This is a genomic window from Pseudomonas sp. LA5 (assembly GCF_028640825.1).
Lineage (GTDB): Bacteria > Pseudomonadota > Gammaproteobacteria > Pseudomonadales > Pseudomonadaceae > Chryseomonas > Chryseomonas aestiva.
Map to the genome: position 1 here is coordinate 34,862 of NZ_JAQYZY010000040.1, position 20,587 is coordinate 55,448.

23 protein-coding genes and 2 pseudogenes are annotated in these 20,587 nt (G+C 67.4%); 8 read left to right on the plus strand and 17 right to left on the minus strand.

Annotation, left to right across the window (positions count from 1 at the left end; all coding sequences use genetic code 11):
- Positions 1–117: 117 nt before the first annotated feature.
- On the plus strand, positions 118–1,218 hold the full coding sequence (locus PVZ72_RS16265) for a catalase family protein (protein ID WP_273862465.1): 1,101 nt from the start codon (positions 118–120) through the stop codon (positions 1,216–1,218).
- Between the two features lie 8 nt (positions 1,219–1,226).
- On the opposite strand, the gene PVZ72_RS16270 is transcribed toward PVZ72_RS16265, so the two are convergent.
- Entirely contained in the window at positions 1,227–1,859 is a 633-nt protein-coding gene (locus PVZ72_RS16270) for a glutathione S-transferase family protein (RefSeq protein WP_273862466.1), read from the minus strand.
- A gap of 127 nt (positions 1,860–1,986) precedes the next feature.
- Between PVZ72_RS16270 and dbpA the strand changes: the two genes are divergently transcribed.
- A complete protein-coding gene (gene dbpA, locus PVZ72_RS16275; protein WP_273862467.1) occupies positions 1,987–3,360 on the plus strand; it encodes an ATP-dependent RNA helicase DbpA in 1,374 nt (457 codons plus the stop codon).
- A gap of 261 nt (positions 3,361–3,621) precedes the next feature.
- Here dbpA and PVZ72_RS16280 read toward each other — a convergent pair whose 3' ends face one another.
- The 5 genes from PVZ72_RS16280 to PVZ72_RS16300 form a co-directional block, all read right to left on the minus strand.
- Positions 3,622–4,494 (minus strand): oxygenase MpaB family protein, encoded by an 873-nt coding sequence (locus PVZ72_RS16280; RefSeq protein ID WP_273862468.1) that lies wholly within the window; start codon positions 4,492–4,494, stop codon positions 3,622–3,624.
- Between the two features lie 3 nt (positions 4,495–4,497).
- Positions 4,498–5,085, minus strand: coding sequence for an NUDIX domain-containing protein (locus PVZ72_RS16285; RefSeq protein ID WP_133863251.1), 588 nt, complete (start codon positions 5,083–5,085; stop codon positions 4,498–4,500).
- A 115-nt stretch (positions 5,086–5,200) separates the two neighbouring features.
- The gene (locus tag PVZ72_RS16290) at positions 5,201–5,848 is read right to left on the minus strand and encodes a TIGR04211 family SH3 domain-containing protein (protein ID WP_133863252.1); all 648 of its coding nucleotides are present in this window, start codon (positions 5,846–5,848) and stop codon (positions 5,201–5,203) included.
- 236 nt (positions 5,849–6,084) lie between these two features.
- Positions 6,085–6,297, minus strand: a complete 213-nt coding sequence (locus tag PVZ72_RS16295) for a hypothetical protein (RefSeq protein WP_133863253.1) — start codon at positions 6,295–6,297, stop codon at positions 6,085–6,087.
- Positions 6,298–6,319: 22 nt separating this feature from the next.
- On the minus strand, positions 6,320–7,156 hold the full coding sequence (locus tag PVZ72_RS16300) for a CDP-diacylglycerol diphosphatase (RefSeq protein WP_273862469.1): 837 nt from the start codon (positions 7,154–7,156) through the stop codon (positions 6,320–6,322).
- On the opposite strand from PVZ72_RS16300, the gene PVZ72_RS16305 reads away from it, so the two are divergent.
- Complete coding sequence (locus PVZ72_RS16305) at positions 7,155–7,421, plus strand: DksA/TraR family C4-type zinc finger protein (protein WP_017642690.1); 267 nt, start codon at positions 7,155–7,157, stop codon at positions 7,419–7,421. The two genes, PVZ72_RS16300 and PVZ72_RS16305, sit on opposite strands and share 2 nt — an antisense overlap.
- A 150-nt stretch (positions 7,422–7,571) precedes the next feature.
- Here PVZ72_RS16305 and PVZ72_RS16310 read toward each other — a convergent pair whose 3' ends face one another.
- The 5 genes from PVZ72_RS16310 to PVZ72_RS16330 form a co-directional block, all read right to left on the minus strand.
- Positions 7,572–7,943, minus strand: coding sequence for a VOC family protein (locus PVZ72_RS16310; RefSeq protein WP_187981093.1), 372 nt, complete (start codon positions 7,941–7,943; stop codon positions 7,572–7,574).
- A gap of 65 nt (positions 7,944–8,008) precedes the next feature.
- Complete coding sequence (locus PVZ72_RS16315) at positions 8,009–8,707, minus strand: helix-turn-helix transcriptional regulator (RefSeq protein WP_273862470.1); 699 nt, start codon at positions 8,705–8,707, stop codon at positions 8,009–8,011.
- 78 nt (positions 8,708–8,785) lie between these two features.
- Entirely contained in the window at positions 8,786–9,151 is a 366-nt protein-coding gene (locus PVZ72_RS16320) for a hypothetical protein (RefSeq protein WP_252977265.1), read from the minus strand.
- A 152-nt stretch (positions 9,152–9,303) separates the two neighbouring features.
- The gene (locus tag PVZ72_RS16325) at positions 9,304–9,858 is read right to left on the minus strand and encodes a GNAT family N-acetyltransferase (protein WP_273862471.1); all 555 of its coding nucleotides are present in this window, start codon (positions 9,856–9,858) and stop codon (positions 9,304–9,306) included.
- Positions 9,858–10,562 carry a glutathione S-transferase N-terminal domain-containing protein gene (locus tag PVZ72_RS16330; protein WP_273862472.1) on the minus strand — a complete coding sequence of 235 codons (705 nt, stop codon included), beginning with the start codon at positions 10,560–10,562 and terminating at the stop codon, positions 9,858–9,860. The genes PVZ72_RS16325 and PVZ72_RS16330 overlap by 1 nt, the downstream gene beginning before the upstream one ends.
- Before the next feature lie 145 nt (positions 10,563–10,707).
- Between PVZ72_RS16330 and PVZ72_RS16335 the strand changes: the two genes are divergently transcribed.
- Complete coding sequence (locus PVZ72_RS16335; RefSeq protein ID WP_273862473.1) at positions 10,708–11,457, plus strand: alpha/beta fold hydrolase; 750 nt, start codon at positions 10,708–10,710, stop codon at positions 11,455–11,457.
- A gap of 3 nt (positions 11,458–11,460) precedes the next feature.
- Complete coding sequence (locus tag PVZ72_RS16340; RefSeq protein ID WP_208694025.1) at positions 11,461–12,507, plus strand: metal-dependent hydrolase; 1,047 nt, start codon at positions 11,461–11,463, stop codon at positions 12,505–12,507.
- 86 nt (positions 12,508–12,593) lie between these two features.
- Here PVZ72_RS16340 and PVZ72_RS16345 read toward each other — a convergent pair.
- A pseudogene (locus PVZ72_RS16345) lies at positions 12,594–12,701 on the minus strand (hypothetical protein); the annotation flags it as partial.
- 168 nt (positions 12,702–12,869) lie between these two features.
- On the opposite strand from PVZ72_RS16345, the gene PVZ72_RS16350 reads away from it, so the two are divergent.
- A complete protein-coding gene (locus PVZ72_RS16350) occupies positions 12,870–14,315 on the plus strand; it encodes an aminotransferase-like domain-containing protein (RefSeq protein ID WP_273862474.1) in 1,446 nt (481 codons plus the stop codon).
- Here PVZ72_RS16350 and PVZ72_RS16355 read toward each other — a convergent pair.
- Positions 14,312–16,030: a GGDEF domain-containing protein gene (locus PVZ72_RS16355; protein WP_273862475.1), complete on the minus strand. Its 1,719-nt coding sequence runs from the start codon at positions 16,028–16,030 to the stop codon at positions 14,312–14,314. The genes PVZ72_RS16350 and PVZ72_RS16355 overlap by 4 nt on opposite strands.
- A gap of 245 nt (positions 16,031–16,275) precedes the next feature.
- Here PVZ72_RS16355 and PVZ72_RS16360 point away from each other — a divergent pair, with 245 nt between their 5' ends.
- Entirely contained in the window at positions 16,276–16,785 is a 510-nt protein-coding gene (locus PVZ72_RS16360) for a nucleoside 2-deoxyribosyltransferase (protein WP_273862476.1), read from the plus strand.
- A 139-nt stretch (positions 16,786–16,924) separates the two neighbouring features.
- Here PVZ72_RS16360 and PVZ72_RS16365 read toward each other — a convergent pair whose 3' ends face one another.
- Both PVZ72_RS16365 and PVZ72_RS16370 read right to left on the minus strand, forming a co-directional pair.
- The gene (locus tag PVZ72_RS16365) at positions 16,925–17,626 is read right to left on the minus strand and encodes a glutathione S-transferase family protein (RefSeq protein ID WP_273862477.1); all 702 of its coding nucleotides are present in this window, start codon (positions 17,624–17,626) and stop codon (positions 16,925–16,927) included.
- A 154-nt stretch (positions 17,627–17,780) separates the two neighbouring features.
- A pseudogene (locus tag PVZ72_RS16370) lies at positions 17,781–18,682 on the minus strand (LysR family transcriptional regulator).
- Between the two features lie 87 nt (positions 18,683–18,769).
- Here PVZ72_RS16370 and PVZ72_RS16375 point away from each other — a divergent pair.
- Positions 18,770–19,552, plus strand: coding sequence for an NAD(P)H-dependent oxidoreductase (locus PVZ72_RS16375; RefSeq protein WP_273862478.1), 783 nt, complete (start codon positions 18,770–18,772; stop codon positions 19,550–19,552).
- A gap of 437 nt (positions 19,553–19,989) precedes the next feature.
- Here PVZ72_RS16375 and PVZ72_RS16380 read toward each other — a convergent pair whose 3' ends face one another.
- Both PVZ72_RS16380 and PVZ72_RS16385 read right to left on the minus strand, forming a co-directional pair.
- Positions 19,990–20,289: a DUF2845 domain-containing protein gene (locus PVZ72_RS16380; protein WP_133862216.1), complete on the minus strand. Its 300-nt coding sequence runs from the start codon at positions 20,287–20,289 to the stop codon at positions 19,990–19,992.
- Complete coding sequence (locus PVZ72_RS16385) at positions 20,286–20,570, minus strand: DUF2845 domain-containing protein (RefSeq protein WP_133862215.1); 285 nt, start codon at positions 20,568–20,570, stop codon at positions 20,286–20,288. The genes PVZ72_RS16380 and PVZ72_RS16385 overlap by 4 nt, the downstream gene beginning before the upstream one ends.
- Positions 20,571–20,587 lie beyond the last annotated feature (17 nt).

The window sequence follows — 20,587 nt, forward strand, 5'->3', positions numbered from 1 at the left end:
CAGCTGTCGACAGCGACCTCAGGTCGGCCAGATGGCGAGGGGCCGAACGTCGTTAGCGCGATAGCGGTCCATTGGCTGACCGTCTCCTCCGAATGACGGCGCCCGAGGATTCCCGTGATGACCACGCCTACCGCTGTCCATCCGTTGCCGTTCCAGCCCGCCTTCGAACAGGTGCCGGATGATGAAGCCGCCACCATTCGCGAAATGGTGGCGGCCATGAGAGACATCACCGAGACCACCTACGCCAATGGTGGCCATGCCATCCGCAGCGTGCATGCCAAGAGTCATGGTCTGCTCACCGGCCAGGTGACGGTATTGGGCGGCCTGCCGCCGGCCTATGCCCAGGGCGCCTTCGCCGTGCCGGGCAGCTATGCCGCGGTGCTCAGATTCTCGACCAATCCGGGCGATATCCTGGCCGACAGCGTCTCCACCCCGCGGGGCCTCGCGCTCAAGCTGATCGACGTGCCGGGCGAGCGCCTGCCTGGCAGCGAAGGGCAGGTGACCCAGGATTTCGTCATGCAGAATGCCCCGGCCTTTACCGCGCCGGATCCCAAGACCTTTCTCAAGACGCTCAAGCTGCTGGCCAAGACCACTGACCGCGGCGAGGGCCTGAAGAAGGTCGCCTCGGCAGTGTTGCGGGGTAACGAGAAGGTGGTGGAAGCCCTTGGCGGCGAGAGTCCGACGCTGAAGAGCCTGGGTGGCCACCCGGAGACCCATCCGCTCGGCGAAACCTTCTACACCATGGTGCCCTTTCTCTATGGTCCCTATTTCGCCAAGCTCAGCGTGGTCCCGGTGGCGCCCGAGCTAACCGCCCTGACCGATGCCCCGGTCGAGGTCAACGGCAAGCCCGACGGCCTGCGCGAGGCGGTCAATGCCCATTTCGCCCGGCACGGCGGCGTCTGGGAGATCCGCGTGCAGCTGGGCGTCGATATCGAGCAGACGCCCATCGAGGATGCCTCGGTGGTGTGGCCGGAAGATCTCAGTCCCTATGTGACCGTGGCGCGCCTGGAGGTCCAGCCGCAACCGGCCTGGAACGAGGCGCGCTCGCGCGAGGTGGACGACGCCATGGTGTTCAGCCCCTGGCATGGCCTGGCCGCGCATCGCCCGCTGGGCGGCATCATGAGGTCGCGGCAGCCGGCCTACGAGATGTCGTCGCAGTTCCGCAGCGAGCGCAACGGCTGCCCGTTGCACCATCCGCGTGGACCGGTGGAGCTGTAGCCGCGGTACTAGTTGAGCGTGGCGAGCTCGGCGTCGTCGAGCTCGCGGGCGCGTACCGCGGCCGGGCGGCTTACCAGCCCGGCGACATAGCGCTCGAAGTGCGGACGTTTCTCGACGGTGCCAAAGGCCATGCCCCAGGCGAGATGGGCACCGACATAGACGTCGGCGGCAGTGAAGCGATCGTCCACCAGGTACTCGCCCGGGGCCAGGGCGGCGTCGAGGGTGTCGAGCACCTCGGCGAGACTGCCATAGCCCACCGCGCCGCGCCTTTGCGGGTCCTCGGGCAGGACGACGCCCAGCGCCTGGTTGGTGGTGGCGGCCTCCAGCGGACCGGCGGCAAAGAACAGCCAGCGGTAGTAGGCACCGCGCGCCGGATCACTCAGCGGCGGTGCGAGCCCCGCGGCGGGAAAGGCGTCGGCGAGATAGGCGCAGATGGCGGCGGTCTCGGTCACCACTGCGGCGCCATGGCGCAGCGCCGGCACCTTGCCCATGGGATTGATGGCGCGATAGGCCGGGGATTTCATCGCCGGCCCGTAGTCGACCCGCTGCACCTCGTAGGGTTGTCCGAGCTCCTCCAGCAGCCAGCGCACGATGCGTCCGCGCGACATGGGGTGGGTATAGAGCACAGGCCGGTCGAACATGGTGAAGCTTCCTTGAGTTGTCGTACCCCTTAGCATAGGTAGCCCCTCATCCAGCGTCCATTCACAGGAGCCTGGGTACCCTTCTGCTAAACTGGTAAACCTTTACCAGCCGTTTCACAGGACTCCCGTGCCCTCATCCTTCGCTTCCCTGCCACTGGCCGAGGCCATGCAGGCCAATCTGGCCGAGCTCGGCTACCTGAGCATGACGCCCATCCAGGCGGCCAGCCTGCCCATCATCCTCAAGGGCCAGGACCTCATCGCCCAGGCCAAGACCGGTTCGGGCAAGACGGCGGCCTTTGGCATCGGCTTGCTGACGGGACTCAATCCGCGCTATTTCGGCTGTCAGGCCCTGGTGCTCTGTCCGACCCGCGAACTGGCGGATCAGGTGGCCCGCGAACTGCGCCGCCTGGCGCGCACCACGCCCAACCTGAAGATCCTGACCCTCTGCGGCGGCATGCCGCTGGGGCCGCAGATCGCCTCCCTGGAGCATGGCGCCCAGGTGATCGTCGGCACCCCGGGTCGGGTGCAGGAGCACCTGCGCAAGGGCACCCTGGTGCTGGACGGCCTCAATGTCGCGGTGCTCGACGAAGCCGATCGCATGCTCGACATGGGCTTCATCGAGGCCATCGCCGACATCCTGAGCCAGACCCCGGCACGGCGGCAGACGCTGCTGTTCTCGGCGACCTATCCGGAAGGCATCGAGCGTCTGGCCCAGGACTATCTGCGTGCGCCGCTGCGCATCAGCGTCGAGAGTCAGCACAGCGACACCCAGATCCGTCAGCGCTTCTACGAGATCGCCGCCCCGGACCGCCTCGCCTCCGTGGTGCGCCTGCTCCGGCACCATCGCCCGGCCAGTGCCGTGGCCTTCTGCCAGACCCGTCAGCAGTGCCAGGAGGTGGTCGAGGCGCTGCATGCCCAGCGCATCTCCGCGGCTGCCCTGCATGGCGATCTGGAGCAGCGCGAGCGCGATCAGGTGCTGGCGATGTTCGCCAACCGCAGTCTCTGCGTGCTGGTGGCCACCGACGTGGCGGCCCGCGGCATCGACGTCGCCGGCCTGGAGGCCGTGATCAACGTGGAGCTGTCCCGCGATCCGGCGGTGCACGTGCATCGCATCGGCCGCAGCGGGCGGGCGGGCGAGCAGGGCCTGGCGCTGTCGCTGGTGGCACCGGCCGAGGCCAGCCGCGCCCAGGCCATCGAGGCTCAGCAGGGCTCGCCGCTGGATTGGCAGTCCCTCGGCGCCCTGCGCGATACCCCGGAGCCGCTGGTGCCGACCATGCACACCCTGGCCCTGGCGGCGGGCAAGAAGGACAAGCTGCGCCCCGGCGACATTCTTGGCGCCCTGACCGGCGACGCCGGCCTGCCCGGCGCCAAGATCGGCAAGATCACCCTGTTCGACAACCAGGCCTTCGTCGCCGTGGAGCGCGATATTGCCCGCCAGGCGCTGCAGCGGCTGAGCGAAGGCAAGATCAAGGGCCGGTCGATCAAGGTGCGGATGCTGTAGGGCCAGGGGCGGATACCCTCTGTTGCTACGTCGAATCCCAGCTGTTGGGCTTCGACGGTGGAGCCGTCTCAGCCCAACCTACGGTGCGGCCTGAGGTGTAGCCGTAGCGTGGAAAACGGCGCAGCCTTTTCCACTGGGACTTCGTCGTGAGGCGCGCCCTCACCCCAACCCTCTCCCTGGGGGAGAGGGGGTCGTCCGAATGCCTTGACGTAACTCGGGCTCTTGGGCTTCGACGATGAAGCCGTCTCAATTCAACCTGCCTCAGCCCTCGATCCCCATCCGCCGCCTGGCGCGATGGGAAGAGCCGTTGCGGACGGCCCAGCGCAGCACCGGGGCGGTGGCGCCGATACCGGTACGAATCAGCCGTTTTTGCAACGGGCCCTGGTGGAAACCCAGTTCCGCGCTGGCCCAGTCGGGCAGCAGGTCGATGCCGGCCTGCATCATCAGGGCGCCGAAGGGCTTGGCCAGGGCGCTGGGCGCGGGCGCCTGCAGCAGCACCCGGCAGACCTCGCGGCTGCGTTCGTCGCAGACCAGTTGGGGGCGTATCGCCTGGTAGTAGGCGGCGATCTCCGCTCGCGAGCGGGGCACGTCGGTCGCGCCCAGGCGTTCGGCGACCAGGGCGATCTCGGCGTAGTAGCGATCCTGTTCGGCACCCGGCAGCTGAGGATCGAAATAGCGCAGATAGGCCGCGAGGAAATGGCTGACCTCGGCCACATGGACCCAGGTCAGCAGCGCCGGGTCTTCGGCGCTGTAGGGGCGACCGTCGGCGGCCCGGCCGCGGATATGCCGGTGGATGGCCTGGACCCGGGCGATCAGCCGCTCGGCATCGCCGCGGCTGCCGAAGGTGGTGGCGGCGATGAACTGGCCGGTGCGGCGCAGGCGGCCGAGCATGTCTTCGCGAAACTTCGAATGGTCCCAGACCCCGGCCAGGGCCAGCGGGTGCAGGGTCTGCATGAGCAGGGCGGCGATACCGCCGATCAGCATGCAGGTGAAGTCGCTGTGTACCCGCCAGGGGATGCTGTCAGGCCCGAACAGCCCCGGATCGCCCGGCGGCTGCTCGTAGTCGACTTCGCCCAGGGACAGTCCGGTGAGGCTCATCACCTGCCGCTCGATACGGTTGCGGATCAGTTCCATGGGCTAGCGCGACAGCAGGTAGAGGGCGGCGTACTGCAGCAGCATGATGGTCTTGCCATCCAGCAGCCGACCGTCACGGGCCATGGCCAGAGCCTCGTCGAAGGGCAATTCCAGCAGCTCTATGTCCTCGCCTTCCTCATGCAGGCCACCGCCGTCGGCGATGCGCTGGTCGGCGCGGTATTCAGCAGCAAAGAAGTGCAGCAACTCGGTCACCGAGCCGGGACTCATGAAGGCGTCGAACAGGTGCTGGACGTTGTCCAGGCGATAGCCGGTCTCTTCCTCGACTTCGGCCTTGATGCGCTCTTCCGGGGCGGCCGCATCGAGCAGGCCGGCGGGGGTCTCCACCAGCAGGCCATCGGCCAGGCCGTTGCCCAGGGTCGGCAGGCGGAACTGGCGGATCAGCAGCACGGTGCGCCGTTCGCGGTCATACAGCAGGATGGTGGCGCCATTGCCGCGGTCGTAGGTCTCGCGGGTCTGGCGTTGCCAGCTGCCGTCGCGGCGCAGGTAGTCGAAGGTGGTCTTTTTCAGCAGGCCCCAGTCGGCGGAAAGGGTCTCGACCTGCTGGATGCGAACGCGCGGGGTATCGGGCATGGGGGCTCGTCTGGACGGGAGGCGTCGGGCCACGGTAGCAGAAGCGGTGCCTTTTTAAGGCACGCGCCGCGACCCCGGGTTCCACCCCGCCGTGAGGACGGCTGATAGCCGACGTCTAGAACCAGCGGTCGTTCTTCTTGCGACCCCGCGTCATGGACGGCAGGATCAGGCCGGCCAGCAGGCCGGCGCCGGCGATGCTGCCGCCGTAGACCATGTACTGCATCAGCGCCTGCTTGTTCTCGTTGCCGAGCTTGGCCTGGGTGCTGCGCAATTCCGACTGGGCCTGGGTGAGCTGGGCGTCGAGATCCTTGCGGCGGCTCTCCAGTTCGTCGATCTGCTTCTTGCGCGAATCCAGGGTCTCCTGCATGCCCTGGACGCGATTCTTCCAGCTGTCGTCGATGGTCTTGAGCTGGCCGCTCAACTCGGCCACCTGCTGTTCCAGCTGCGGCAGGCGCTCGGCCTGGCCGGGCTTGGCCTGCAGGTCGGCATTGGGGATCCAGACGGTGCTGCCGCCTTCGCCGCGCACCTGGCTGTAGTCGCCCTGGGTGCTGATCAGCTCGACCTTCTGCCCGGACTTGAGGGTGCCGACGATGCGATAGCCATCGGTGGGACCACTGCGGACATAGGTGGTCAGGCTGTCGCTGACCCAGCGGGCAGTGCCTTCCTGGGCCACGGCGGTGCCGGCCAGGGAAGCGAGGGAGGCGGCCAGGCAGAGGCCGAGATGCGGGAGGCGGGACAGCAGGCGAGATGGGGACATGGGCATGATCGGGTCTTTATGCATGAGCTGAAAAGATGAAGGCCGTGGTGAACAAGCCGGATTATTGTGGGGCAGTACCCTAGCAAGCTGCCGCGCTCTATCCGCCAACCCGTAGCGCCCGCTGTTCGAGACGGTGAAGCAGTTCAAGCTTTGGCGGCGGAAAGCGACGGCCAGTGTCATCTTGCCGCCATGCGGCGGCAGGCGAAAGCTGCCAGGTCATTCAGGATCTTGCCGGCGGCGCTTCAGAGGCGCTGCAACAGATCCAGACTCAGGGCCGCGAGTGCGCCCAGGCCGGCGCAGCCGAAGGCCAGCGCCTTGCCCCACCAGTGTTTCCAGGCGATGGCGCCAGCCAGCATGCCCACCCCGCAGAGCAGCAGGCCGGACTTGAGATAGAAGTCGGACCAGGCGAGCAGCTGATCGATGAAGTCGAAGAGTTCTTGGAATTCCTGCGGCATGGGGCCTCCTGGCGCGCTGGCGCTATTGAGTCGCCGGGGCCCCGGTCGTTCCCTGGCAGTCCGCCGCCAGCAGCCGCTCGGCGGAACCCTGGTCGCCCGGCTGGCTGCCTGCGCGGCCGGCCAGCAGCAGGAACTGGCGGCTGGCGTCCCGGCTCGGCAGCGCCATCACCGCCAGCGACAGCCGTGGGTCCGGCAGCGGATAGGGCGGCTGGCTGGCCAGGGCCTGGAAGAAATCCGCGGCCAGCAACTGGGCTTCGCTCAGCCGCCGCGCCTGATAACGACTGCCCGCCAGCGCCATGGGCAGCGTGCGCCAGTGTTCGTCCAGCTCGGGCACCAGTGGCGAGAGCTGTTCGCGCACCTCGGGCCGCAGGCAGGCCAGGTGCACATGCAGCTGATCCTGGCTGCGCCCGCTGGGGGCATTGAGGGCCAGGGCGATCCGCTCGTCCGCCACCGGCGCCTGGCCCCAGGCGCCCAGGTACCAGCGCTGGCGCCAGGCCAGACCGAACCAGTTGGGTTGGCCGGGCTGCCAGAGCGCCGGACTCTCCAGCCCGCGCAGGGGCCGCAGGGGTACCAGGATGAAATGCTGTCGCTCACCTGGCGCGCGCAGCACGGCGAAGCCGGAGTCCTTGACCACCTGGCGACAGGGGGTGGCCAGGCCGGTGAGGCGGGCATTGGGTACGCAGAGCCCGGTCGTGACCTGGCGCAGCAGGTCGCGGCTGGCACAGCCTGTCAGCGCCACGCCCAGCATCAGCAGCCAGAGCAGGCGCTGCCACGACGAGCGGATGCTGGGCGGCAGCGAACAACTGCGCGAACTGCGCTTCCAATGGCTATCAGGACAATGCAGCGGGAGATCAGCCATGGCCAATGGTTGGGCCGGAGACGGCGCGGTTCAGGAACAGATCGACAGCACGGTGGACGATGCGGTGCAACGCGCCCGCAGCCGTCTGCACCGAGGCGCGAGCCTCACCCATTGTGAGGAGTGCGGCGACGCCATCCCCGAGGCACGCCGCCAGGCGGTCCCGGGTGTGCACCTGTGCATCCGCTGCCAGTCCGAGCAGGACGCCGAAGACCAGCGCGCCGGCGGCTACAACCGGCGGGCGAGCAAGGACAGTCAGTTGCGCTAGGGGTGGATGGGGCAGTGGCATGGTGCGGCGACCTGGACAGGGCTGGACGTCTCGCAGGATCGAGGCTGCTAAGGGTTTGTACCATGCGGGCCTCACTCCAGCAGCTGGCATGTGACGTGCCAGCTGCTGGAGTGAGGCCGCCAGCAGGAATCAGTCGGGATGCACCGCATAGCCTCGCAGTCGGTTACCGTCAGGATCGCGTACGACGAAGCTGCGGCCGAACGGCAGGTTGGTTGGCGGTAAAAGCGCTTCGGCGCCCTGCATGCGCCAGCGATCGTACAGCTCATCCACCGCCGGCATGCTGGCCACCTTGAAGCCCAATTCACCCGTCGCGCTTCCCGCGCCAACCGCAGGAACCACGGCTTCCCTTGTCCACAAGCCCAGGGCGAGACCGGACGGAAGCACGAAGAGGGCGAAACCAGGGCCGTCCTCGACCGGGGTGAGGCCAAGCAATTCGGCGTAGAAATTCCGGCTGGTACGGACATCGGCAACATAGAACATCAGACTGGTGCTGTAGTGCATGGCGCATCTCCTCTGTGGTGATGCCGCCCAGTCTAAGGAACCCCACTGCCAGTTTCTGTCAGCATTCAGGCAGGCATGGAACCCTGGCGTTTCATCTGCCTTCGCCAATCTCTGAGCAGGCTCTGACGGCGCTGTGGATAGCGTTCTTCGCAGGCCTTTGCCGAGACGATGCGATCGGCGCGAAAGCTACGGAAGTCTTTACGCAACTCACACCAGCCGAGCAGCACCCGTGCGGCGTCGAAGTAGGCCAGCGCGAAGGGCCAGATGGTGCGCTGGGATTCGCTGTCAGTGGCATCGCGATAAACCAGGGTGAGCTTGGTTTCCTGGCGTATGGCTTGACGCAGGATCGCCGGATCGACCTGGTTGCGGGGTGTTTCCCGACTCGGTCCGATGAGCAGGGTGGTCATGGCCAATTCGTTTTGCAGCTCGCTCGGCAGGACCGCGGAGATCCGTGCCAGGGCATTGCTGGCGGCCGCTGCCAGGCTGCCATCGGTGCGTTCGGCTACCCAGCGCGAGCCGAGGACAAGGGCTTCAAGTTCTTCGGGGGTGAACATCAGCGGTGGCAGCAGAAAACCTGGCTTGAGGATATAGCCGACGCCCGGTTCACCCTCGATCGCCGCACCCAGCGCCTGCAGGCTGGCGATGTCGCGGTACAGAGTGCGTAGACTGACTCCCGTTTCTGCGGCCAAGGCGCGGCCACTCACGGCGCGGCGGTGCCTGCGCAAGGCCTGGAGCAGATCGAACAGCCGTTCTGAGCGTGACATCCGCGCAGTTTAATCTGGGAGCAGGTGATGCTCTAGCCGTGGCCAGGCGCGTTTAGGCTTCTTGATAGGGCAGGTCGGCTATAGAAAGTTACCGGGCTGACGCAAAAGCTCGTTGGCCATCTCTCTGAGGCGCGCGATCTCGATCCTTTGCGTCTGTTGCTCCTCTGGCCCAAGGTCTCGCTCGCCATATTCGCGGCTCAGATAGAGGATGGCATCGTTGCCATCCGGGTCGTCGCTGTAACTGGAGTGGGCTGCGATTTCGTTCAGCAGTGCGTGCGAAATCGGCGCAATGTGCACGTGCAGGGAGAAGCCTGCGGAAAAGCCCAGCTTGTAGAAGACCACCCTGTAGGGTGCATAACAGCGCTGCAGAAGTTTCTCGGCGAACCCCAGTTGCTGACCTAATTCGGCCAGACTAGGCGCGTCGAGTGTGTTGAAGTCGCTCACGGCTTGTTGACTGCTCAGGGTCAGAAGACCGGGATACCGAGAGTCCCGCCGATAACCCAGGCGCCAGTGGACTGTCTCGACTATCAGGGTCGCCTCGTGTGTATCCGGCCTTGCAGTCATCGGTACCGCTCTACCTTGGAGAAGGGGACAGTCTACTCAGCTGCGACGCGCGCGGCCGTCCATTGCGCCTGGCTCAGCCGAAACAGCCGATGCGGTCGAAGCGGATGGCTTGGTGGCAGACGCGGATGTTCGAAGTGACCGGCGTCGGCCATCGCCAGCCGGCGCATCACGGCCAGTGACGGCTGATTGGCTGCCGCGGTAAAGGCGACCACTTCGTCGAGTCCGAGAGTGTCGAAGGCGTGGGCCAGGGCCAACTGGGCACCGCGGCTGGCGTAGCCCTTGCCCCAATAGGGGCGATCCAGCCGCCAGCCGATCTCGACCGCAGGTGCAAAAGGAAGATCGGATGACACCGGGCTGATGCCGAGCAAGCCGAGCAGGGCGCCGTCGGTACGGCGCTCCAGCGCCCAGAACCCCCAGCCGCGCTCGGCAATGCCCTGCCGGCAACGCTGGAGCAGCGCATCACTGGCCGCCCGGTCCAGGCAGGCAGGAAAATGCCGCATCACCTCGGGATCGGCATTCAGCCTGGCGAACGCGGCGCCATCCTCCGCTCGCCACTGGCGCAGCCCCAGGTCGACGTCGGCCGGCATCAGGACGCAGCCGGGATCTGCAGGCCGCGTTGCACCGCCGGGCGGGCGAGGAAGGCGTCGAGGGCGCGACGGACCTCGGGAAAGTCCTGGAAGCCGATCAGGTCGGCCACCTGGTAGACCTCCAGCAGGGCGCGGATCCAGGGGAAGGTGGCGATGTCGACGAGGCTGTAGTCCTCGCCCAGGATCCAGGCGCGGCCCCCGAGCTGACCTTCCAGCACGCCGAGCAGGCGCCGGGCCTCGGTCACGTAGCGGTCGCGGGGGCGCTTGTCTTCGATGTCCTTGCCGGCGAACTTGGTGAAGAAGCCGAGCTGGCCGAACATGGGGCCGATGCCGCCCATCTGGAACATCAGCCACTGGATGGCCTGGTAGCGTTGCGCCGGCGCCTCGGGCAGCAGGCGTCCGGTCTTTTCCGCGAGGTAGAGCAGGATGGCGCCGGATTCGAACAGTCCCAGGGGTTCGCCACCGGGGCCGTCGGGGTCGAGGAGGGCGGGGATCTTGTTGTTGGGGCTCAGGGAGATGAATTCCGCAGTGTGCTGGTCGTCCTGGCCGAAGTCGATGCGATGCACCTCGTAGGGCAGGCCGAGCTCTTCCAGCAGGATGGCCACCTTGACGCCATTGGGCGTGGGCAGCGAATAGAGTTGCAGGCGCTCGGGATGCCGGGCGGGCCAGCGGTGGGTGATGGGGAAGCGCGACAGATCGGCCATGGTGGACTCCGGAAAGGGGGTGGTTCTGGGTGAGACCGGCGAGCGCGGCCCGGGTTGCCGGGTCTTCAGCGAAGCGGAACTTCGCGCGATGCCTACCCCTCCATCTGAGACGTATCCGCCTTCAGCCCCGCACCGAGGATTTCCCATGCTTCCCCACAGTCAGCAGGGCAGCGGTTCGCCCACCTTCGTGCTCATGCACTTTCTCGGCGGCTCGCACCGCACCTGGTTTCCCACCGCGCCCTACCTGGATGGCGAACACCGTTGCGTGGCGCTCAATACGCCGGGCTTCGGCGATGCCGCCGCGGTCGAGGGTTACAGCGTCGCCGAGATGGCCGACCAGGTGGATGCCAGCATCCGCGCCCTGGGCCTGGAGCGGTGCATCCTGGTGGGCCATTCGATGACCGGCAAGGTGGCCGTGGTGCTGGCGGCGCGGCGACCGGAGTATCTGCTCGGGCTGATCCTGGTGGCGCCTTCGCCGCCCGGGCCGCAGCCCATGAGCGAGGCGGATCGCGATGCCCAGCGCGCCTATGGCAAGAGCCGGGCGGAGGCCGAGGCCTTTGTCGACGACTCCAGCGCCCATCGCCTGCCCGATGCCATCCGCGAGGTGGTGATCGCCGATGCCCAGCGGCTGAATCTGCAGGCCTGGCGGGCCTGGGTCGATCAAGGCAGTCGCGAGGACTGGAGCGACCGCATCGAGACCCTGGACTATCCGGTGCTGCTGGTCTGCGGCGCCGATGACCAGCAGGTGCCGGGTCCGGACGAACAGCGCCGCACCACCCTGGCGGCCTTCCCCAACAGCCGGCTGGAGGTCATTCCCGGTGCCGGTCACCTGATGCCGCTGCAGACGCCCCAGGCCCTGGCGCGGCTGATGCTCGACTTCGCCCGGGAGCTCTGACCGGTGGATTCGCTGACCCAGGCCGTGCTCGGCGCTACCGTCCAGACCGCACTGCTGGGTCGCTGGCAGGGTCGGCGCGCGATCCTCTATGGCGCCGCCCTGGCCACCCTGCCGGATCTCGATGTGGTCATCGACTACGGCGATGCCGTCAAGGAGATGACCTACCACCGTGGCTTCAGCCATTCGCTGTTCGTGCTGACCGGACTGGCCCTGCTGCTGACCTCGATCTGCAGTCGCTGGCGCGATCCGGGTTACAGCCAGGCACGCCTGTTCCTGACGCTCTGGCTGGTGCTCATTACTCATCCCTTGCTGGATGCCTTCACCACCTATGGCACCCAGCTGTTCTGGCCGCTGCCGACCACCCCGATAGCCTGGTCCAGCGTCTTCATCATCGATCCGCTCTATACCCTGCCGTTGCTGGTGGCGGTACTCGCTGGCCTGGTGATTGGCCCCCGGGGCCGAACCCCTCGGCTGGCCATGGTGGCCCTGCTGCTCTCCACGGCCTATCTGGGTTGGACCCTGGTGGCCAAATATTCCGCCGAGCGCCAGGTACGCCAGGCGCTGGCGGCCCAGGGGCAGGCGGATGCACGCCTGTTCAGCGCGCCGCTGCCCTTCACCAGTCTGCTCTGGCGGGTCATGGTGGATGACGGACCCGAACGCTACCGGGAAACCTGGGTGGGGCTGTTCGACGACCGCCCGCCCACCTTGGTCCCGCTGCCACGCGGGGGCGAACTGGCGCCGATCGTCGCCGACTCGCCGGCCGAACAGCGGCTGCGCTGGTTCACCGACGACTGGCTGCGCTATGACCGCCTGGGCGACGACCTGGTGGTGACCGATCTGCGCCTTGGCGCCACCGGCTACCACAGTTTCCGTTTCGCCCTGGCTCAGCGCGAGGCCAGCGGTTGGCGACTGGTCGCCGAACCCTCGCTGTGGCCGCGCGAGCGCGGCGGTCGCGAACAGCTGGCGGTGGTCTGGCGCAGACTCTGGCACCCGGAGTCGCCGGCACCGGTGGCGGACTGGGCGGCGCGGCTGTCGCGCCTGCCGGACTGACGCCAGGCCTCCAGCAGCAGCCGCCACCAGGGGCGCTGGGCCTCGTGCAGGGCGGTATGGCGATCCAGGCCGATATCGGCCAGTTCCCGGTCGGTAAGGTCCGGCAGGATGCGGCGGGTGGTCAGCTGGCGCTGGAACAGCAGCCAGCAGCCGCTGGCGCGGGTCTGATCGTGAAGGCTGGGGTCTCTGGGCATGGCGTCTCTCCTGGGCTGTCTCCATGCTCCGCCGCCTCTACGGTCAGGGGCAGACCCAGGTCGATGGGTTGTCCGCCATACAGCCGCCTTACAGCGGTCAGCTGTATGGTGCAGGGCGTGGCCATCTGTATGGCGCGCGTTTCCTGTCTACGCCGCTATAGTCCGAGCATGAATCGCTATCAGCTGCTGGCCGATGCCCTCGGCCATCGTATCGAACAGGGTCTCTATCGACCGGGCGAACGCCTGCCGTCGGTGCGCGTCCTGGCCCAGGAGCACGGGGTCAGTCTGGCCACGGTGCAGCAGGCCTATCGGCTGCTGGAAGATCGCGGGCTGGTGGAGCCACGGCCCAAGTCCGGCTATTTCGTCCGCCTGGAAAGACGCGTCATCGAGTTGCCGCGGGTGACCCGTCCGGCGCGCTGGCCGGTGGAGGTGTCCGGGTGGGAGCCGGTGCGCGAGCTGATGACCAGCACTCCGGATTCGGTACGGGTGCAACTCGGCCGCGGCCTGCCGGATACCGAGGCGCCGACCCTGGCCCCCTTGCTGGCCGGCATGGCGCGCCTGGCGCGGCGGCCGGGCAATGCCGGGCTGTCCTACGACAGCATCCAGGGCGTAGTGGCCTTGCGCGAACAGGTGGCCCGGCTGCAGCTGGATGCCGGCTGCGTGCTCACCGCCGATGACATCGTCATCACCAGCGGTGCCCACGAGGCCCTGGCCACGGCCTTGCGCGCCACCTGCCAGGAGGGCGACATCGTCGCGGTGGATTCGCCGACCTTTCACGGGGTGATGCAGACCCTCAAGGGTCAGGGCCTCAAGGCACTGGAGATCCCTACCGATCCGCGCACCGGCATCAGCCTGCCGGCGCTGGAACTGGCCCTGGAGCAATGGCCGGTACGGGCCATCCAGCTCACCCCCAGTTGCAACAATCCCCTGGGCTACTGCATGCCCGAGGCCAACAAGCGCCAGCTGGTGGCCCTGGCGCGCAAGCACGACCTGGCGGTGATCGAAGACGATGTCTATGGCGATCTGCTCTATGGCTATCCGCGGGCGCGAGCGCTCAAGGCCTTCGACGAAGACGATCGGGTAATCCTCTGCAGTTCCTTTTCCAAGACCCTGGCACCCGGTCTCCGGGTTGGCTGGGTGGCGCCCGGGCGCTATGCCGAGCGAATCCTGCACCTCAAGTACATAGGCACCGGCTGTACCGCTCCCCAGCCGCAGCTGGCCATCGCCGAATTCATCGCCGCCGGTCACTACACCGTGCACGTCCGGCGCATGCGCGCCCGGTACCAGCGCAATCGCGACCTCATGAGTGCCTGGGTGCAGCGCTACTTTCCCGCCGGAACCCGGGTCAGCCAGCCCCAGGGCAGCTTCCTGCTGTGGGTGGAGTTGCCCGAGGCCTGCGACAGCCATCGACTCAATCGCGAACTGCTCGCCCAGAGCGTGCAGATCGCCTGCGGCAGCATCTTTTCTGCCTCGGGCAAGTACCGTAACTGCCTGCGCCTGAACTATGCCCAGGCCCAGCGTCCGGGGATCGAGGAGGGCGTGCGGCGCGTCGGCGAGGCCGCCTGCCGCCTGCTCGACGAAGCGCTGCCGCGGTCGCTGGCCCTGCCGGTCTAGCCGAGTTCGGCGATCTCGCTGCAATTGCGCCCGCGATGCTTGGCGCGGTAGAGGGCGGCATCGGCCTGGGCCAGCAGGCGGACCGGGACGCCTTCCGCCAGCCGCGGCGTCACCGCCACGCCGAAGCTGGCGGTGACCGGCAGCGCCTCGGTCGGGCCGACGGCGAAGGGCGCCTCGGCGATGCCGCAGCGCAGGCGCTCGGCCAGTGCCAGGGCGTCGGTCGGCTGGGCTACATCGGCGAGCACGGCGAATTCCTCGCCACCGATCCGGGCGATGCGATCACCGGGACGCAGCAGCTCGCGGCAGCGCTGCGCCAGTTGCTGCAGCAGCAGATCACCGGCGGCGTGCCCGTAGGTGTCGTTGATGCGCTTGAAGTGATCGATATCGAAGGCGATCGCCGCCAGCTGCCCGGCGGTGCGGGTCACCCCCTGCGCCAGCTCGCGTTCGAAGGCGCGTCGATTGGCCAGGCCGGTCAGGTAGTCGGTCTCCGCGCGGACCCCCAGTTCGGCGATCAGGGCATCACGCTCCTCACGCAGCCGGTCGGCCTGCAGTAACTCGTCCTCCAGCTGGGCGAAGGCGGCGAACAGGCTGCGCGGGTCATCTTCGGCCACCGTCCCGAGCGGTCGGGCGCGCCGGCTGAGGCTGAGCAGTCGCTGGGTATTGGCCAGCAGCGGCGTCAGCAGGCGCTGCTTGAGCAACAGTAGACCGGTACCCAGCGCCAGCAGGATGCCCACCGCCGCGGCGATGGTCAGCCACAGCCGCAGCTGGGCCTCGCGTGCCAGGGCATCGGCTTCGTCACGGGCCAGACTCAGCATCTCGTCGCGCAACTCCAGGATGCTGACCATGGTCGGGACATAGCCCTGGGCGAAGCTGGCCGCAGTGGGTGCCGTGCCGGTCGCCAGGGCGGCGAGGGTCTGGTGGTACCAGTCCAGGCCTTCGCCCAGGTAGCGCTCCTGCACCTGCACGAAGCGGTCGTGCTCGGGACGGCCGGGGGCCAGGTTGAGGTTGCTGCGCAGGAGATCCATCAGCTGGTTGATGCGGCCCTGGGTCTGCAGCAACTGGACCTGTTCCGCGCCGCTGGGCAGGCGCTGCGCCTGCAGCGCGGGGGTCAGCAGCGAGCCCAGCCGTCCGGCGGTGTCGCGCAGGCGGGCGGCCAGCTTGGCATTGACCAGGTAGATGGCCACGGCCGGGCTGCGCTGGATGAGGTCGTGCAGGGTGAGGTCGGCGGTGATGAAGTTGCTGTCGAGGGCGCGGAACATGCCCTGGACCAGGGTGGCGATGTCCTGGGACGGGGGATCGTCCGGCGTCCCCCGGAGGCGCTGGTCGACCCGGGCACGGGCCTGCAGCAGCGTCTGATAGCCGTTTGCCGCCTGCTCGGCGGTCACGCTGCATTGCCGGCAGCCCTGCAACAGCACCTGTAGCCGGGCGAAGCGCTGATCGCTCAGGGCCCGGGCGCGCGCCAGCTCATGGCTATCGCCGCCGCGACCGCCGAGCAGGGCATTGGTCGGGCCACGCTCGGCGGAGACGGCCTCCACCAGCCGCAGCGCCTCCTCGTAGACCGGCAACTGGTCACGGGTCAGGCCCATGCTCGTCGAATTCTCCTGGGCCTGCTGGACGAGCAGGGCCATGCCGCAGGCGGTGGCGAGCGAGGTCACCACCAGCAAGGCATTAATCAGTCGATTGAGATGAGCGGTCAGCAGAAAACGGCCAGACATCAGGCGACACCGAAGCGAGCATGCCCAGGAGGCGAGCCGATTCCGGACAGCGGAGGATTCAGGCTCTCAAGGTGCGCCGATGTTAAAAGGTCTAGCTTTCAAAACGTATACAGCTGGGGCCGGGCGGATTGGTTATTGCGCCAACGGTCATGCCGACAGCACGAGTGGCAGGGCGGCCACGAAACCTCGTCAGGCAGACGGGGTATCGCCCACCCTCTACACTGGCCATTTCGCGAGGTCCTGCCATGCCACCCTGTATCTATCTCGCCGGTCCCGAAGTCTTCCGGCCCGATGCCGTCGCCCAGGGCGACGCGCTCAAGGCGCTGTGCGCCCGTCATGGCTGCACGGGGCTGTTTCCGCTGGACAACGCCCTTCCCCCGAGGCTGACCGAACCAGGGGAGCAGGCGGCCTGGATCTATCGGGCGAATCTGGCGCTGATCGAGCAGGCGGATGGCGTCCTGGCCAGCCTGGATTTCTTTCGCGGCGCCGAGCCTGACAGCGGCACCTGTTTCGAGGTGGGCTATGCGGTAGCGCTGGGCAAGCCGGTGGTGGGCTATGTCCCGGAGGCGGGCAGCCTGGCCGAGCGGATTCGCGCGCGACATCCCGAGTGGGTAGGCGTGGGGCTGCTGGACCGTGACGGCTGGACGCTGGAGGAATTCGGCCTGCCGCTGAACCTGATGCTGGCGGTACCGGCCAGCATCGTCGTCGGTGGGCCGGAGGTGGCCCTGGCGGTATTGCGCGAGCGGCTCGGCTAGCGAGTCAGGTGGGTACGACCCTCACCCCGGCCCTCTCCCAGGGGAGAGGGGGTGGTTAGCGGTCAGTCCAGTGGAAAAGGCTGCGCCGTTTTCCACGCTACGGGGCCTCGACCCAGGCAGATCGGCGGTCTGAACGGAATCAGCCGCGCGCCAGGGCCGCCAGTTCGTCCAGTCCGCTGTTGCCGTCGGCATAGGCCGCGCGGAAGCTGTCGCGCTGCTGCCAGCGCGCCCAGAAGGCCGCCAGGTGCTCGAAGCGCTCGTCCAGCGGCGTCTGGTTGGTGGGGAACTTGGAGAAGGCGATGGCGGTGCACAGGGTGATGTCGGCAAAGGTCGGCGCCGCGCCGCCCAGCAGCCACTCGCGACCATCCGCCAGGTGCCGATCCACCAGCGCCGCGTGCATCAGGGCTTCCTTGCGGCAATGCTCGCCCCACTGCGGATTGTGGGTCAGCTCCAGCTTGTGGCCGAGGCCTTCGTGCTGCACATGGAACATGGTCACGATGCGATAGAGCACATGGATGAAGATGCGGTCATTCCACATGGCGTCCTGGCCCTGCTCCAGCGGCGTTTCGCCCATTACCTTGCGGCCGGGATAGCTGTTGTCCAGATAGCGGGCGATGGCCGCGCTCTCGGCCAGGTAGCCGCCGTCGGCGAGTTCCAGGGTCGGCGTCTCGCCCCAGGGATTGCGCTTGAGATGCTGCCACTGGCGTTGCTCGCCTTCGGGCGCCATCTTCAGGATGACCTCCTCGAATTGGTCGGCGATGCCCTTTTCCTGGATGAACAGCCGCAGCCGTTGCGGGTTGGGAAAGGCAGATGGCGAGGTGAAGAGACGTAGCTTGGCCATGGAGGACTCCGGAAGGGACAGTGACGAAGCATGTGACTGCGGGCAGTCGTGCCGCGTTCGTACGAGGTGACCAAGGATGCCGGGCCAGGGCCGGGGCGAACAGCCAAGCCGCTGTATGCCCTCCATGCAGAGAGTCGATTGGTCAGGCGGGCGTTCAGCTCACGAGGCTGGCGACGATCCGTTCGCGCAGCCAGGCATGGGCTGGATCGCGGTGCAGGCGTTCGGGCCAGAGCAGCAGCATGTCGAAGCCCAGGATGGCCAGGGGGGCGGCTGGACCTGGAGACCGGGATGGTTCAGGGCGATCTGGGCGGGCAGCAGGGCCACCAGATCGCTGACCAGGAGGACACTGGCCAGGGTGGCGAAGTGGGGCACCGACAGCACCACCCGCCGTTCGCGGCCCTGTTCCGCCAGCAACCGGTCAGTGACGCTGGCGAAGCCGCCACCGCTCGGCGAAACCAGCGCCTGATCCAGTTGGCAGAAGGTTTCCAGGGACACAGGTTGCTGCAGCGCCGGATGGCCGCGCCGGCCCGCCAGCAGATAGTGTTCGGTGAACAGCAGCCGCTGACGCAGACCCGCTGCGGCGGTATCGGCCACGTCCAGCGCCAGGTCCAGGCGATCCCCCTCCAGTTGCTCGGCGAGCAACGCCGGCTTCTTGTCCAGCAGCGCCAGGCGGATGCCGGGCGCCTGCTGGCGCAGGTCAGCCAGCAGCGGGGTGAGCAGGGTGGTGGCACTGTGGTCGCTGGCGGCGATGCGCCAGGTTCGCTCGGCGCGAGCCGGTTCGAAGGGGGCGGCCGGTGCCAAGGCCTCGTCCAGGGCTGCCAGCGCCTGGCGCAAGGGTTCACGCAGCGCCGCCGCGCGCGCCGTGGGTCGCATGCCGCGCGGCCCAGGTAGCAGCAGGGGATTGTCCAGCAGCTGGCGCAGCCGACCCAGCTGCAGGCTGACGGTGGGCTGCGCCAGATTCAGGCGGCGCGCGGCGCGGGTGACGTTGAATTCCACCAGGAGGGCGTCGAGAGTCACCAGCAGATTGAGATCGAGGCGGCGCAAGCTATTGTGCATGGCAATGGCCACTGTTTCGGTAATTCATTTCCAGCATAACTCCGCCGTCACCTAGCCTGGCCTCCTTTCCCTCGAGAGGTACGTGCCATGAAGGTCCTGCTGGTCTACGCCCATCCCGAACCCCGATCGCTCAACGGTGCGCTGCGCGATTTCGCCGTGGCCCATCTGCAGGCGGCCGGCCATGAGGTCCGGGTCTCCGATCTCTATGCCCTGCACTGGAAGGCCACCCTGGATGCTGCGGACGCGCCACACCTGGCGCCTGGGGCACGCTTCGATGCGGTCCTGGATTCGCAGCAGGCCTATGCCGCCGGCCAGCAACCGGCGGATATCGCCGCCGAGCAGGCCAAGTTGCTGTGGGCCGATGTGCTGATCCTGCAATTTCCGCTGTGGTGGTTTTCCTTGCCGGCCATCCTCAAGGGCTGGGTGGAACGCGTCTATGCCTGCGGCTTCGCCTATGGCGTCGGCGAGCACAGCGACACTCACTGGGGTGACCGCTATGGCGAAGGCACCCTGGCCGACAAGCGCGCCATGCTGGTGGTGACCTGTGGCGGCTGGGCGTCGCATTACAGCGAGCGCGGCATCAATGGCGCGCTGGATGACATCCTCTTTCCCATCCAGCACGGCATCCTCTTCTATCCCGGCTTCAGCGTGCTACCGCCGTTTCCGGTCTATCGCACGAGCAAGCTGGACGCCGCCGGCTTCGAGCGACTGTGCCAGGCCTATGGGGCACGGCTGGATGGACTGGCCACGGACACGCCCCTGGCGTTCCGGCGGCAGAATGGTGGGGATTACGAGATTCCGGCACTTACCCTGAAGCCCGAGCTGGCGCCGGGGCGGACCGATCTGGGGATTCATCTGCGGGAGAAGTGAGGGCTGGCGCGGTCATGGTTTCCATGGCTCGGGGCCCAACGGCGGGGCTGGGCCTTGGGTGGTGTTGGGCTTCGCTGGCGCTCAACCCAACCTACGAAGCGTCCCTCACCCCAGCCCTCTCCCAGGGGGAGAGGGGGCGGTTACATGCGGTGTATGGACTGCAGTGAAGTTGACCTTATCAGTGGAAAACGCTCTGCGGTTTTCCACGCTACGTAGCGAGTCTACCGGGTTGAGCCGTAGGTTGGGTTGAGCGCAGCGAAGCCCAACGGTGCCCAGGATTGAACATCCTCGTTGGGCTTCGACGATGGAGCCGTCTCAACCCAACCTACGTGACTACGACGCTTCAGTGGAAAAGGCTGCGCGGTTTTCCACGCTACAGGCTGTAGGGTGGACGACGGCGCAGCCTCGTCCACGCGAATCATTCAAGGCAAGTCGCCTCAGTTGGCTCTCTTGCTGTCTACCTGATCCAGGCGGCCGCCGCGGAAGGTAAGGAAATGCAGCATGCCGTTCCAGGGACCGTAGGCCCATTCCTCGACGAATTCCACCTGGCGATAGCCATAGCCGTCGGTGACCTGGCGTTCGCCCAGGGGCGTGACGCTCAGCGGCTCGCCGCACTTGCCGCGAACCTCGTGGGTGGTGGAGCCGGTGGAGACCAGGGCGCTGCCGCAACGCAGCGACGCGGCCTGGCTGGTGCCGGTGGCGAGCAGGAGCAGCAACAGCAGGGGGCGCAGATTCATTGGCGCTGGAACTCGATGCGGGTGAGGCGATTGGCTTCGAAGGTGAGGATGTAGTTGGCGCCGTTCTTCGGGCCGTACACCCATTCCTCGATCACCGCCTCGCGGCGTTCGTTGCGGCCCAGTTCGTAGCCCACCAGGTCGCGGTGGGCGGGTTCGCCGCATTTCTGCAGCACTTCGAAGGCGCGATCGCCCCGGCTGACCAGGGCGTTGCCGCACCTCATGGAATCGGCGGCGGCGCCGGTGGCGACCAGCAGGGTGAGGGCGGCGAGCAGGCAACGCATGGGGGTCTCCTGACCGG